The organism is bacterium (assembly GCA_024742285.1).
Classification (GTDB): domain Bacteria; phylum Myxococcota_A; class UBA9160; order UBA9160; family UBA4427; genus UBA4427.
In genome coordinates this window covers 552,433-567,198 of the sequence record JANSYR010000001.1, presented here as the reverse complement: position 1 = coordinate 567,198, position 14,766 = coordinate 552,433, and the positions used below count along the sequence as shown (strand labels likewise).

Here is a 14,766-nt window from a genome sequence, read left to right as displayed (position 1 = left end):
GTAACCTTCGTTCGGGAGTCGGATCGCGGGCTTCAGTCGGCAATACCGGGGATTCGAAACGACGCTGCAGGCCTCGTCCAGAGGGTCGTCGATCCATGCGCTCCGCTGGCTCGATCGCGAGCCGACGGCGGAGAGCCGAGAGTATGAGAATCCGTCGTAGCGCCTGAGGACTGGGGCTCTCCCTTCCCTGGTGTTCCCGAGATCGTCCCTGTTCGCTGGAGATAGTTCCCTGTTCCGATACCTAGGGAACTCGTCCGCAACTATCCGGATCATCAACGAAATCCTGAAAGCAACAGTCCGGACGATGCGCGAGTTTGGCAATGTTCCCTGTATTCTCCCGACGAAACAGGGAATCGACGGCAGAGACGAGTTCGCCCCAGACTTCCCCCACCGCCACTGCGCCGCAGGCGCCTCGCCACCCAGGCTGGCGGAATGCGAACTCTCAGTAGGAGTTCGCGAGCGCGCCGAAATAGCCCGCGAACTCGCGGGGTCTTGGCGGATCGGGCCGTCGGGCTCCGAACCGGAGACGGCTCAGCGAGGGGCGATTCGGGCGAATTCCCTCGTTTGTCTCTGGGGCCGAATCGGCGGTTCGGATTGGCTTGGAGATCGCCGGCCGAATCTTCGGGATGAAAGTTCGCGTCCTGAACCCGCAAGTCTTGGCCGAACCGAATCGGAAGTTCGGTTCTCTCCAAGTCCTGCTGGGAGTCGGCTCGGTTCGGAGTGGCCAGCTGCGTCCAGCTGAGACCGGTATCCCTGCGACTCCGTCCACCCCCTGAGAGGCCGATCGGTTCGGCTTAGGGGACTACCACCGTCAGAGGCCACACCATCACCCGCGGACAGTCGAGTCAATAGGTCTGGTCTTCGACGTGCCCGCGCCGGCCCCCGCGTAGCCCCACAGGGTCCCCCGATCTTCTCCGGCGCTGAGAGCCCGTAGCTTGCTCGAGTAGACCCGCCGCCGGACGTCTCGCGCAGCGGTCGACCATTCGGGCGCGGCACAGCGAGTCGGCCGGGGTCTAGGAAATCCGATTCACCGACCCGAAGGACTTCCTCATTTCTGTATCCAGATATACACAATCGACCGTTAGGTAGGGCGCGTGGACCAGGCGTATGTGGATCCACGCTGGCGAGTGTAGGCCGCTCGAGCCGGAACCGACGCGTCTCCGTCTCATGGCGCGGGACCTCATGATAAGCCGATAGACTCGCTCTCTTGAGTTTCCCTGAGGGACGCCTTGATTTCTGCTTGGTGAATCGGATGCGACCAACCGGGGAATCAAATATGTTAGGTATCGAAGTGGGTGGGTACGCTGATCTCTCCTTGATACGGGGAAGCTAGATCAACGGGAAGGTCAAGATGGGAAAACCGGAAACACGGGTATTGATCTTCATTCTCATGGCTGCCGCGGCGGTCTCCCTAGGAGTGGCAACGAGCAATCGCGCCCTCGCGCAGTCTGGATGTGTTCGATCCGGGGAGACAACGGTGCCCTCCGCGGACTCCAGTTGCCCGAGCCGGCAGCGCTACAAGGTATATGAGCGTTTGATCTGCGATGGCGGCAGGCAGCGGCGAGGAGCGTTCGTCCGCAACGAAATGTGTGTTCCGCAGAATGCGAATCAAAGAAGAGTATCGGGGGGAAAGAAGTAGATGCGATCTCGGCCCCTCTTGTCAGTGGTGCTCGTGTTGGCATCGCTCGCGGTCGGAGTCGCCGTTGAAGCGCGCGGAGTCTCGGCGAAGGCTGCCATCGAAGCGTCGAGTGACCACTGGCCTTCGAGTCCAGCGAGTCATGGGATGTGTCGCCCGGTTCAGACGCCGCGACCGTCGACCGACGCTCCCATGCAGTATCGACCCGCCTACTACTGCTGTACGAGCATCGGTTCGTGTGCGCTAATGAATCCCCTCCCGTACGGGGCGAGTTGTGCATGTCCGACGCCGTACGGACCTGCTTGGGGGAGGGCCTGTTAACCATGGCTCTTGAATGTGAGATTTCTCTCCTGCCTTTGCACGAAGATGACTGGACCGAGGAAAAGGTGCGGGGCCAGCGGAATCGCATCCATGATTGGCTTTCGGACTCCACGGAAGCGGTGGCGGTGGAGAGTCGGTCCAGCGCAGATTCTTCCAGCGCGATGGATCCCCGGTTCAAGGATATAGGCACTTTCGCGACCGAGATTGCGGCGCTCGGGACGATGGCCTTTTCCCTGGCTTCGAGCGGTGTCCTGCAGGAGGTACTCAACTCGCTTAGCGGCCTGCTTTCCACATGGGGCGAGCGCGAGCGCACCCGAGTCAACATCAGGGTAGGGGCGCACTCGATCGAGCTGGATTCCGAACGAATCGACGATGAAGCCGTCAAGGATCTAATTGCATCCTTTGTCGAGGCTGCGAAGGCATCCCAGAACGGCGACGAGTCCGGATCCGCGCCGTGAGCAGCGATGGTGACCTCACCGGCTGCCACGCGCTTCTTCTCGGCGTCGGCGAGTACTCGGATGCTTCTATCGCCGATCTGAGAACGCCGGCTCGGGACGTTGCCGCGCTCAAGTCTGTTCTCGAGAGTGAAGCTTGCGGCTTCACTGTCGACGACGTTGTCGATCCGGATCTCAGAGAGATGCGGATCGCCGTCACCAATGCACTGAAGCGTCCGGAGGCCCGGCTCCTCGTCATCTTCATCTCGGGTCACGGGATGATCAGCGACGGGGATCAGCTCTTTCTTGCGTCGAGTGATACGTCCTCGGACCATGTCGCTGACACTTCGTTCGCGGCATCCGACCTCAAGGCGAAAATTGACAACACCTCGATCAGCCAGATCGTCTTGATGCTCGACTGCTGCTTCGCTGGCGCCTTCGCCCGAGAGTTCAAAGGCGCCGCAGATGCGGAATCGGGTTGGCGTTCAGCGCTGGGTTCGGGTCGCGGGAAGTATGTGATCTGGTCATCAAAGGCGTACCAGAGATCGATCGCGGAGACCGATGTCGGGCTCAGTCCGTTCGCGAAGTGGCTTGTGCGGGGATTGGAGTCCGGTGAGGCTGATCAGAACAGGGACGGCTATGTCGATGTAGACGAACTGCGCGACTACCTGGAGAGGAACGTCCGGGAAGACACCGGCGAACAGGTTCCGGGCGGCGCGGGCTACGCGAAGTCGGGGCCCATCTTCATCGCCAAGGCCTCGCTTCCGAAGGGTGCCGGCAGTCCTGCTCCGCGGCCGGAGCTCGCTCGGCTACGCGCCCTTCGGAATCTATTCAGCGTCAATGAGGTGATCCCGTTCATCGGACCGGGCTTGTTCGGTACGGGGAAGTTGGGCTCGTTCGAGCTCGCGAGATCGATTCTCGAACTCGCGGGAATCAGCGACGAGCCCGGGGATTCGCTCGCAACGAACTGTGAGCAGGTGTTTCAGGTATCCGAGAGTCGTGCAGTTTTCCTTGGATATCTTGAATCTGCGCTCGGCGCGGTCTCCGCAGAGAGCGCCGCGACCGCGATGCATCGCGCGATAGCGAGAGAGATGACGGCAGGACTCGTCGTCTCTGCGAGCTCGGACTGGGTGCTCGAGCAGGAGTTCGAGAGGGCCGAGCGCCCGTACACCATCGTCGCCCACGTGATCAATGCGATCGATGCCTCGAACGAGGGGCAGTTGATCAGAGTCGATCGCAGTCCCGGTTCCGAGGGATGGAAGACGAGTGCGAGTTTTACGCTCGCTGACGATCTGCTCCTGAACCTCGAGGACGAAACGGTCATCTACAAGGTGCTCGGCGCACCAAAGATTGCTCGGCTCCTTCCGAGACGGTCGAAGGAAACGATTGCGGCGAACGTGCCTGCCAGCGACGTTGACACGGTAGTTGCGACAGAAACCGACTACATCTCACTGCTTTCGAAGATGGAGAACCAGCACTCGAAAGTTCCGTCTCAGTTCCTTCGAAGAATTTCGGAAAACACTGTCGTCTTCGTCGGGTACGCACTCGATATCTGGCAGTACAGATTGATCCTGAACGCGTTTCGCGATTCGTTCAAGCGGCTCTACGCTGTTCGGGAGCCTACCAGTTCACTCGAGGAGCTGTGGTGGGAGCGTCTGCCGGCGACGCTTGTGCGGCTGGACCCTGAGAAGTTCGCGCGCGAGGTTCTCGAAGAGTCGGATGGCGCGGCGTGAGAACCGGTCGCGCAGAAGCGATCATGACTCCCGATGAGCACCCGTTCGTAGGCATCCGTCCGTACCATGAAGGTCAGCGAGCGATCTTCACAGGCCGAGACGATGACGCGACCAGGATCTCGAACAAAATCTACTCCGCGCGAATCAGCGTGCTCTACGCGCCTTCGGGTGTAGGAAAGACATCCGTCCTCCGGGCCTTGGTTGTTCCAGAACTGAGAGAGTCGGGTGCCTACGTCGTCTATCACGACTCGTGGGCCACGGACGACTGGATGGCGCCACTCAGGCGGAGCCTGAGGAAGTCTCTCGAAGGCGCACCTGGTGTCGTAGCTGAGGACGCAGATCTCGCTTCGACGATAGATGGTGCGCGTCCCGGTCGAAGCGTCGTGCTCATCCTCGATCAGCTCGAGTTCCTGCTTCTACGCGAGCCGGCTGAAGTCGATACTTTTCGAGCGGAGCTGGCGGCCATTCTTGCTTGTGAAAGCGACGTGCGAATTCTCTTGTCCCTGCGAGAGGAGTACCTGGCGGCGCTGGATCCGTTCAAGACGACGATTCTCTCGATCCTTCAATCCACGATGCGACTTCAGGCGCTGGATGGTGACGCCGCTGAGCGTGCACTGATCGAGCCCATCGAGCACTTCGGGAGAAGCATCGATCCAGACCTCGTGAAGCGGATCAGATCTGATCTGGAGAAAATCGATCGTTCACGCTCGAATAGGGCGAGTATCGAGCTTACTACGCTGCAGGTGATCGGTAAGGTCCTATGGGATGACGCCCTTGAGTCGAAGGCTATGCGGCTAACGCTCGATGCCTACGAACGGCTGGGCGGACGAGATGGGATCTGCAACAAGTTCATCAGGAGCGCAACAGGCAGCCTCTCTATAATCGACCGTCTCCAAGCCGCAATGGTGCTGGAATGCCTTGCACCACCTGACGGTTTGAAGATGACGTTCGAGAAGGAGCGACTGCGGAAACACGCGAAAGTATCACGTCGACGACTTGAGAGAATTCTGAGTTCTCTTGAATCGAACTTCGTAGTTCGCCGCAGGCGTACTCGGCACCACACGTACTACGAGCTTCAACACGACGCACTCGGAAAGATGCTCGAAGCCTGGATCAGCCGAAGGGCGAGAGCGGTGAGGATCCTCAGGCCTACGTTGTCTGTTCTCGCGGCTTCTGGTCTGGTCTTGCTGAGCGTCGCAATAGCATATTGGGCCTCCCAGCGTGCAGACTATGCCCAGAATGTTGCCCGTCGTCTCGAGGTTCTAGAAGACATCAATGCGGATCAGATCGATACGAGATCGAAGGTGGACGAAGCGATCAGCTGGGTCCTCGCTTCCAAAGGCGGCGATCACGCCGAAAGGCTGCTGCGTGATCTCGAAAAGCGTGCGGGTCGGGTTCCGGCCGATCTCTGGCTGACTCATGGCGTACAAGCCAATGAGCCGTTGGCGCGGCGTCCATCTCAGCTGACGCTTTCTCTGAATCCCTATCGCAGACTCTCTGAAGATCGGTTGGTACGGGAATGGCGGAAGCAGTCTGGCGATCTGGAGCGTTCCCTGGGCGTGCCTCTCCCGGAGGACCTTCAGGTTCAATGGCACACTCTGTCCAGCGACGTTGCCATCGTCTCTTTCGGGCCGGGTGAAGGCCCGTCCTTCTCGAATTCAGGGGAGACGCGCTTTCAGCTTCCGGCTGGGATTCGGTGGGGGGCCGCAAGACTCCGCGCTTCCAACGACGCAGCCGCGCTAGCGCTATCGGAGCGACTGGCGGAGCTCGGTCATGCCCAGGTGTTCGACAAGACGACGCTCCCTCCGTGGGCTGTTCCCGTTGCCGCCGCGACAGGCAGCCTTGACTCTCAAGAGGCGCTGGTCGTGGAGGCTCTGCTGGATCAGATCTGTCGAGCGCCCGAGATGGCGCTCACGCCGCTCGCGGTCGACCGGCTTCTTGACGAGGCGGGCGTTATCGACCCACACCTCGAACGCGCAGTTCGTCGGTGGATCCAGGACCCCCTGACTCTTCAGCAGGCTCTGGTGAAGCGCCATGCGTCGCGAGCGTCCGGACTCGTTTCGCCGGCCTGTATTCCCCAGAGTCTCTTCCCCCGATTGGACGTTGACCTACATGCGATTCTTGCAGAAGCGGTTGGCGACCGAGTAGCCCATCCGCCGTCGCTTGGCTCGAAGCCTCCGAGTCGATCCGAGACCGAAGCCGAGGATCTTCTTCGCGTCTTTGGGGTGACGCCGGCCATCGAACAGAGTTCATTCGAACCGGTCAGGATCAACATCGAGGCGCCTCGAGCTGGGCTGGTCTCACACCTTGACGAGTCGTCCGCGGGTCACGTCGGCGAAGCGCTCGAGGCGGCGTTCTTTCGCCTCACCGGCCAGGTCGGTTTTTCGTACTCGGTCAATCCTCAGCAGGATATCGCCGGTGGAGGCACCGTTTCGTTCAGGATGCGTCCCGGCCGATTACTCCAGTTTCCGGACGCGCCTCCGGCGCGACTTCGCTCTTTGTTGGAGAAGTCGCTTGCGGAATTCCTCGTAGAAGGTCCGATTCTTCCGATCGATTCGTTCGCGGACGGGTTCCTCGCGCAGTCAACGGAGGAGACGCGAAGTTGGATGGAAGAACGGTTTTCTCTCGCGTTCCTGTATCACCTACACTCTGAGCTTCAAAAGCGATGGCTGCAGACAGAAGGCCGCGAAGCGCATGATCTCGTTGAAGTGATCCCCGCGCTCACATTCTGCGACGCATACATTCGGCAGGATATGACGGGGACACAGACCTTTCTTCGTCGAGCCGTTGATTGCGTCGAGGGTGTGATCTCAGCGAGTCTCTCTGAAGACGAGCGCGCGGAGGACGATTCCTCGATCGCCCGCAAGAAGGTCGCCAAGGGTATAGATCATCTTGGATGGTGGAGATTCGAGGAGGCGAGCGAAGTCTTTTCCGAAGCTGTCGCGGCCGATTCGGCGACCGCGTACTCGGAATTCGCGAGGAGCTTCTCTGGTCAGCGACCACTCTTCGTGAGAGCGCAGCTCGGCATCCAGTGTCAGGCCTACCTTCGGCCTGCGACGGCCATATTCCGGGACGAGCGGCGGAGCTGGCGGGATCGAGCAAACCTCCGGGAGTCGTACATTCGCTGGAGCCTTCTCCACAGTCCGCCAGCTCGTCGAGAGGAGACTGAGTCGAAGGGCGTTCAGCCTTACGAGCCCGAAGAGATTTGCCTGTTGGCGATTCTACGTAGACAGAATCCGACTGCTTTGGACATGGGGCAAGAGACGTTTAGGGAAGTGGCCAAGTCATTCTTGAGAGTCTCGGATCCCGATCATGTCTTCCATCTCGCGGTCTGGTCGCTGGTCGCCGATTCCTCGAACCCCGACGAAGGAAGCGGGCGTATTACGCGAGACCTCTTCCTCAGGCTCTTCGCTCTCGAGAGTCAGGAGGCAGACCGCGGAGTCCGGCGAATCACTGACGCAATCGAAGAGTGTCCAGCCGATCGGCGTTCATACTGCCTGCGAGAGATGTCGAAGATCGTCAGGGGTACGGGCGAAGACATCGAGTCTCGCGTGGCAGACTTGCTGATCCGCACTCGCGAAACGCAGATGGCCAAAGCTGCGCTGGGTCTCTTGGGTTCAACGACGGCGAGAGAGAATGGCGGCGTGCCTCGCCTTCGGGATCAGCGCCCTCTTCGCGCTGAAGCGCACAAGGTGTTGGCCGAAGCTGGCTACACTGACGAGGCGGCGAAGGCTGCAGATCTCTACCGAACCCTGATCGACGAGTGGGACGGCGTCGCGCCGGCGTGGCTCATCCGTTCGCATGTGGAGTCGCTCCTGCTGGCGAGCGCCCCCTCGGATGCTCTCGCGGAGCTGGATCGATATGCTCGAGACGCTGCGCCGGAAAGGCTGGATCCAGGACTCCACATCCTCCGCGATGCCATCCGATTCTCTGAAGGTGCTCAGATTTCGCGATCGAGCTCCACTGATCGGCTGCCTACCGATCAATCGTCGGAATTCATGGCATTGTTCCTCTCGGCAGCATCCCCTCTCTCGGCGAATCGCGATGGAGAGTTGCTGGTCAACTACGACGAGGTAATGCCGCTTCGCCGAGACCAGGAGGCGAGGCTGATTCTCGCGTCGTCGCGAGCAGGCGGGGGGACTCGCAGCTCCGCGGACTATCTCCCCGGTCGTCGACGCTGGGGCGTCGGGAATCGGCACTCGGACTCTGGCGAAGGCCTGCCAGCGACGATTTGGGCAAGGGCCCTCGAGCAGGCGGCGGCGGCCGATCCCGGCGACTCCGAAGCGGTCGGCCGCGAGCTCGAGAGTGCTGCTGCCGCTGCAATCGCTGCCGCCGAAGAGTCATTTTCGCTTGGGCAGGTGGAGAACCTCTCGACATCGGATATCCGATGCCAGATGTGGTTCTACCAGGGGCTTCTCTCCCCCGATGGTCGGGATAGGATGATCTACTTCAGGAAAGCGGTTTCGACCAACGCTCTTTCCTCGCCCGAATACTTTGCCGCGCGCCGCTTTCTTGGTGATCTCGAACGCGAGAGGACTAGAACGGCCGAACTGGGTCGACTCTAGGTCGTCACCGAAGTGCCGTGGGACGACCGTCGATCACGTGTTTCGTCTCTAGGTTTCCTCATACGCGAAGACGATTCGTCGCTTTCCATTCGGCGCTGGCTCGTCGTAGACGAAGTAGTACCAGGCGGCAGCCTTCCGGCAAAGGTACTCGGTCCGCCACTGCTTCTTCGACCATTTCGATGCTTCGACGTTGGTGACTCGCAGCTTGTACCCTTCGCCAAGCCAGTCGAGAATCTGGTCTTTGGTGTTGGTGGCCATATCAGTTTCTCTCGGCTAAAGAGCTGCGGCGGCCGCGTCAAGACGATCCACACCCTCTGGTGTGCAGCGCTCTAGAGCGATCGCATTCCTTGCGCTGCCGCTGTCCTGCACTGCGTCGGCGCCGAGAAGATTATCCTTGATGGCAGCCATCGCGGCTTCGCGCGTTGACTCGCCGCGAAGCGCCGCGACCAGTTTCCGGGTCGGGTTTCGGCTCTCCGCGAGTGGTTCGCAGTCATCCACAATCTCGTATCCAGCCGCATTGAAGACCGCGCCGGATTGTGCTGCGAGGTTCGCAGCCTTTCCTACCGCGAAGACAGAATGAACCCTCGTGGTGCCGAGTCCAGCAAGCAATACGGAGCCTGAGTCCATCTGGAAGACCGAGAGTGTGGGATACGCCTCGTCCATGACAGGGCCGCTGTTCCCCTCGTCGTCCGTTCGTCGGGTAGGCATAGTTATGCCTTCCGCCCGCTCATAGCCGATGGCAACCGACTGTTGGCCTCCCTCGGCCGGGCTGATTTCAATGCCAGTTCGTGTCCACGTTGCGAAGACGATTCCATCTGCCGAACAGCCGACAAGCGCCGTCAGGGCAGAAATGATCAGTACGCTGAATGAGCGACTGGGGCCGCGGCGGGTCTCGCTGGATTCTAGTCTCCGGAGTTCCGAATTTGACATCAGCCTACTCCGTGCACTCGAGAACGGTGGAGAGTGCAGTCTGGTCCCGGTTCGCAGCCGTCTCAGCAGCGGCTCCAGTGGCGAACACTTGATGGATATCCAGCCCTCCCAGCCAGCTGTTCTCGATACAGAGTCCTGCGAACACAGAATGCGTGGCAGGTTCGTCACTCGTCTCGTCTACGGGGACGATTGCTCCTTCGAATCGCTTGTAGCCAAAGACAGCCTCGGTCGGTGTGCCATCCGTTGCGGACACGTCCAAGCCCACCTTGGTATAGGTTGTAAAGATCAGCGAATCTGAGCTGACGCTACAGCCGCTGGCTGAGAACAGCGCAGTCGCACAGGCTGTGGTGAGAACATGTCTTCCATTCATGATCGTTCCTCTGTTTGATCGGTCTTCCGGTTGGCCCGCATAGCGTTCCTGGGGCCGGTTTGAAGAGAGGTCTACGAAGCTCGTTTGATTCGGAGCAAGCACGGAGTCGCTACAGAGCCCCGGCTCGAGAACGTCAGTTCGTAGAGACCGTCGGTCATGCTCGGGACGGCCAGGATCGTGGTCCGTGATACTCCGAGAGTCGCTGCACGGGTAGATGTCTCGATGGTTGCGCCAACTCCAAGACTCAGGCGGTAGCGAAACGCGGGATTCTCGGCACTTGCCTGGCGGATCCGGCTGACGAATGCGCCCAATCGGTGCAGTGTCCCGCCCGAATCGCGCCACGCGATGCCGAAGGGGACCTCGAACCCGGTTGCCTCTTTTCTAGTAGATCCGAAATCGAGCAGACAGGCTACCTCGTCTGTGAAGCCGAACAGTGCGGTTCTCGATTCCGCGTTCCACTGGAGATCGAACCCAAACAGGGCTCGACGATGTTTCGCCGCGTCCTCGTTCGAAGCCGTATATCCGCCGAGAAGCAACTCGCGTTGATGTCCTTCGGGAGAGGTGCCAAGAGGGAACGCACACCCCATTCCCAGCGCTGGGAGCAGGATTAGCGCGAGTAAGTCCGTACGTAGTCTTCTCGGCTGGTCGCCGATCGCCACCGCGATTCGATGACCCCTGGGGATCGGTGTTTGGTCTGGAGTGGCTCTTTCGGCGCAGGCTTCTTGGAGCACAACTTGCCTTCGCCCATCGACTAGCAGTCCCGTCACGCTAGTCGTGAAATGCTAGGCCATCCGAATGCGAATGACCTGGTTCTCGACGAGATGATTCAACGTATCGGATTGGAAATCGAGACGATCTCTCGTGCGGCGTCTGCTATCGGGATCGGCGATCCGTGAGCACGCTTCGACCCATGCCGTGAGCCATCAGACTCGCGTTAGACGCGCCGCATACCTTGCCGATGAAGTCGACCTGCTGGATGCGACGTGGTCCGTCAGCCCGCCTTCGGGACACTCCCCAGCGAGAGCAGACGCTCCAGCTCCCTTATTGGAGCCTTCGAGGCCTGGAATATGAAGCATCGATTGGTCGATGCGCAGTTCGGGATTTAGATCGACGGCCAGCACGCCCCCCCCCCCCCTTCGGAATGCGCTTCGCGATCGGCAGGCTGAGATCGCCGGTGCCGGCACGGAGATCGAAGTCCACGTCGTCGGGATCGAGGGGAAGCCGTTCGATCAGAAGATCGGTCCGCTCCTTGCGCACGCGCGCCGGGTGCTCGAGCGAGTCGGCACCGAGATGGCCCAGGCCCATCACGTGCAAGATCTCCCAGTCCATGCCCGCCCTCGCGCCGCGCCCCCCGCCGTCGCTACGCGTCCGTCACCGCAACGGCGCAACGTGCGCCACGCGAAGCCCCGGCAGGTCGAGGGCTTCGTGCATGAAGTTGTGGAGCACGGCGGCCGAGAAGGGCTTCGCGATCAGCGGAATCGAGCCGTGACGACGCGTGATCTCGAGCAGGCCGTCGACGCCGATCGAGGACATCATGGCGACCGTGGCCTGCGGTTGCGCGCGCTTCGCCGGCTTGACGAGGTCCACACCGAGCTCGCCGCCGTCGAGATACTGGTCGATCAGGACGACGTCGTATCGATGTCGTCGAACGAGCTCTCGTCCCTCCTGCGCACTGTGTGCGCGGTCGGTCTGCAGATCCGGCGCAGCGAGGCGTACCGCTCGGATGATGATCTCCGTCAGCTCGTCGTCGTCGTCGACGACGAGCAGGCGTCGCGGACCATCGGGGTGCTTCGAAGCGTGCGCGCGGAATCGAACCATAGAGGGGCTCTCCTTCTCGGGCCGGGCGCCGATCGTCTGGCCCGTCCCTGCGAAGTATCGGCCGCTCACGTCAAAGCTGCGTGGAGAGAGCGTCAAGATTCCTGGTGAATCGACGCGCGCGATGCACCCGTCCGAGCATCGCCAGGGCCACGGCCCCCACGACGACCGTCATTCCCACCCTCGGCTCCGGCACCGGCTCGAACCGCATCGACCGATATCGGGCGCGGCCCGGCGCGAACGACGAGCCCTGGCCGAAGGTGATCTGTCGCTGACTGGTCGCCGCGCCCGCCCAGATCTCGATCGGCGTTCCGTCGAACACGTAGACGGCCCGCTGACTCGCGGGATTGAAGACGACTTCGTGCCTGTGATAGTCCGTGGCCGCGGAGCCCGTCGCGAGCACGTGATACCCGCCGCCCTCGAGCTGGACGGCGAGATCGCCGTTCGTGTCGAGCTGGAGGATCGGGAGAAATCGGCGGCTTCCGTCGGCGTAGTAGTCGGTCACGAAGCCGCCCTCGAGGACCCGGACGACGCTCTCGATTCGCCAGTAGTTCGTGGCCGCGAGTGCCTCGGTGGCGATGCTCGGCAGCCAGTCCCAGGTCGCGCGGCCGTCGTTTCCGTTCGCTTCCCAGGCCGGTTGTCCGCCGTCGTCGACGAGCTGCCCGAAGCCGTCGAGGGAGGGACTGTCGGTCCAGCCCATTCGTCGCGGGGTGCTCTCTTCGCAGAAATCCGCGTCGTAGAAATGCGGCTCGGCGGGATCGACGGGATCCGCCATCTCATCGAGCACGTTCCGGGTCATCTCCTGAATCCGATCGTCCGGCTCGATCGGTGCCGTCGGCGCGTGGGCGACGTTCCGGAAGCGCGCGGCTCCCTCGGCCGCCGTCGACCCCTGGCCGAAGTAGAGACCCTCGTTGCTCGTGCTCTCGCCCGTCCAGGGAAGGCCGACCGGCGAGCCATCGAAGAAGTAGGTCGCCTGATCGAGGACGGGGTCGTAGCGGATCTCGTGCGTGTGCCACGCCGTCGCCGCCGTGCCCATCGCCAGCTGGAGGTCGATCTGCTGCGTAGAGTCGTTCGCACGTAGATCGACGAACAGCGTGTTCGAGCCGCCGCTCGGGTCGATCCGGAACTTCACGAGGAAACGGCGGCCGTCCGTCGCGTGGTAGAAGGTCGTCCAGTTCCCGGACAGGACGCGGACCTCGGCGCGAGTCGTCGTTCCGGCGACGTTGCCCTGGGCCTGGCTTCCCTCGGCCACCGGCGTGACACGCCAAAGGGAAGTCTGCGTGTCGTCTACGTCGACCTGCCAGGCGGGCTCGCCGCCGTCGATCACGCGGACACCGTCCACCCCCGTCGCGCCCGTCAGCGCGAATCCCTGACTCGTCGGCTCGCCGTCGCCGCGGCTCGCATCGTACTCGGGGCGACCCGCCGCGAAGGGTGTCTCGAGCGCCCAGGGCCAGTCCGTGGTCCCGGCGGAGAAGACCCAGGCGGAACGAGGGGCGCGATAGATCGTGCTGTGCGCGGCATCGAGCGGCCACGAGTTGAGATAGGCGGTGTCGCTTCCGCCGCCCGCGGCCGCCGGCGTGAAGGGCGAGCTCGACAGCAGCGTGAAGTCCTGGCTGCAGGCGCCGACGAAGTTCGGATCGTAGGCATCCGGCTCGTAGCCGAGCAGCGCGGGGACGTCGTCCCCGTTCTGGAAGCCCGTTCCTTCGAACACCCAATGGGTGTCGGCGTCGACGATCCACGGGAGGTTGTAGTAGGTGATCGGCATGCGGACGCAGCAGCCGGTATTCGCCTGGCCGAGGAGGGCCTGTCGCTTGGTCTTGTCGGGATCGGACGTCGTGTAGCCCGAGCTTCCTGGTGAGCCGCCCGCTTTCGTGAGCCCCGTCATCGTGCGGCTCGCTTCGTCGTAGGCGACCGTGCCGAAGACGTGGTTCCCTGCGAAGAACGCCAGGTCGACGCCGGCGTCGCGAGCCGCCGACGCCGCGTCGGCCATCGCCTGCGTCCAGTACTCGTCGTGTCCGACGGAGATCATCGCCCGGAAGTCGAGGACCCGCGTCGGGTCGAGATGGAGGTCGACGTTGGTCGCGTAGGACACGTCGTACCCCTCCTTCTCGAGGAACTGGATCATCGGAAAGTCCCAGGTGAAGAAGCCGCCGCTTCCGTCGCCCACCTGGCCGAACGGGCTCTGGTTGTTGCGCGGGAAGAGACGGCTGCTGTAGGGACGCGCGAAGGAGAGGGTCTTCTCCCAGGGGTTCGTAGCGTCGCCCCCGGAGTAGAACGACACGTCGTTCACCGGATAGCGGTTGTACGACTGATAGGTCATGACCGCCTGCTCGTAGTAGTAGACGGCGTCGCGGTCGTCTTCGCGCACGGCGAAGGGGACGTAGGCCTGATGGCCGGTGGCGCTGTTCTCCAGCTTGGCCAGATAGAGGCCCGTCGTCCAGGTCGTCGGAATCGTGAGCGAGTATCCACCAGGGGCGATCGGCCAGGTGCAGAAATAGGAGTCGTTGACGTCGGCGCCGTCGGTGCAGCCGCCCTGGTCGACGCCGGTGAGACCCGCGGCGGTATGCATCAGCCGCCCGCCCGCGCCTCCGTACCAGCCCATTCGGTAGATCTCGATTCGCCAGCTCGCGCCGCCGTCGACGGTGACGTGGAAATCGATCACGTCGCCGGTGTCGACGCTGGTGGCCGATGCGTAGCCCTGGATCTCTTCGTTCGCGTCGCTCGAGATCGGACCGTCGATCTGCCAGCTCGTCGATCCCGAGAGCGCGTTCTCGCAGACGATCGGATTCGGCGCGGTCGCGCACTGGGCGATCGCGGGCAGCGCGCGGAGACCGCATCCGGCGACGCCCAGGAGAACGAGGGCGATGCGGATCCACCGGCGACCGAGCGGAGGCGCGCCGAGGCGGGGGCGAGGATCGAGGGCGAGGGGGTTGGGCATGCGGGCGTCCGATTCTCTGCGCCG

Annotated in this window: 8 protein-coding genes; 3 read left to right on the top strand and 5 right to left on the bottom strand. The window is 62.2% G+C overall.

From position 1 onward, the window contains the following. The first annotated feature begins 1,914 nt into the window (after positions 1-1,914). Genes NXI30_02500 through NXI30_02490 form a run of 3 tightly spaced genes read left to right on the top strand, consistent with a single transcriptional unit; the run spans position 1,915 to position 8,689 of the window. Positions 1,915-2,415 carry a hypothetical protein gene (locus tag NXI30_02500; GenBank protein MCR9093065.1) on the top strand — a complete coding sequence of 167 codons (501 nt, stop codon included), beginning with the start codon at positions 1,915-1,917 and terminating at the stop codon, positions 2,413-2,415. After that, the gene (locus NXI30_02495; protein MCR9093064.1) at positions 2,412-4,124 is read left to right on the top strand and encodes a caspase family protein; all 1,713 of its coding nucleotides are present in this window, start codon (positions 2,412-2,414) and stop codon (positions 4,122-4,124) included. The genes NXI30_02500 and NXI30_02495 overlap by 4 nt, the downstream gene beginning before the upstream one ends. Positions 4,125-4,147: 23 nt before the next feature. After that, positions 4,148-8,689: a hypothetical protein gene (locus NXI30_02490; GenBank protein ID MCR9093063.1), complete on the top strand. Its 4,542-nt coding sequence runs from the start codon at positions 4,148-4,150 to the stop codon at positions 8,687-8,689. A 48-nt stretch (positions 8,690-8,737) separates the two neighbouring features. Here the strand turns inward: NXI30_02490 and NXI30_02485 are convergent, their stop codons facing one another. The 5 genes from NXI30_02485 to NXI30_02465 all read right to left on the bottom strand — a co-directional run bounded on the left by NXI30_02485 (position 8,738) and on the right by NXI30_02465 (position 14,742). Further along, on the bottom strand, positions 8,738-8,947 hold the full coding sequence (locus tag NXI30_02485; protein MCR9093062.1) for a hypothetical protein: 210 nt from the start codon (positions 8,945-8,947) through the stop codon (positions 8,738-8,740). 15 nt (positions 8,948-8,962) lie between these two features. Continuing rightward, complete coding sequence (locus NXI30_02480) at positions 8,963-9,619, bottom strand: hypothetical protein (protein MCR9093061.1); 657 nt, start codon at positions 9,617-9,619, stop codon at positions 8,963-8,965. A 4-nt stretch (positions 9,620-9,623) separates the two neighbouring features. Then, positions 9,624-9,989 (bottom strand): hypothetical protein, encoded by a 366-nt coding sequence (locus NXI30_02475; protein MCR9093060.1) that lies wholly within the window; start codon positions 9,987-9,989, stop codon positions 9,624-9,626. Positions 9,990-11,360: 1,371 nt separating this feature from the next. Continuing rightward, complete coding sequence (locus NXI30_02470; GenBank protein ID MCR9093059.1) at positions 11,361-11,807, bottom strand: response regulator; 447 nt, start codon at positions 11,805-11,807, stop codon at positions 11,361-11,363. A 70-nt stretch (positions 11,808-11,877) separates the two neighbouring features. Next, positions 11,878-14,742, bottom strand: coding sequence for a hypothetical protein (locus NXI30_02465; protein MCR9093058.1), 2,865 nt, complete (start codon positions 14,740-14,742; stop codon positions 11,878-11,880). Between the last annotated feature and the right edge of the window lie 24 nt (positions 14,743-14,766).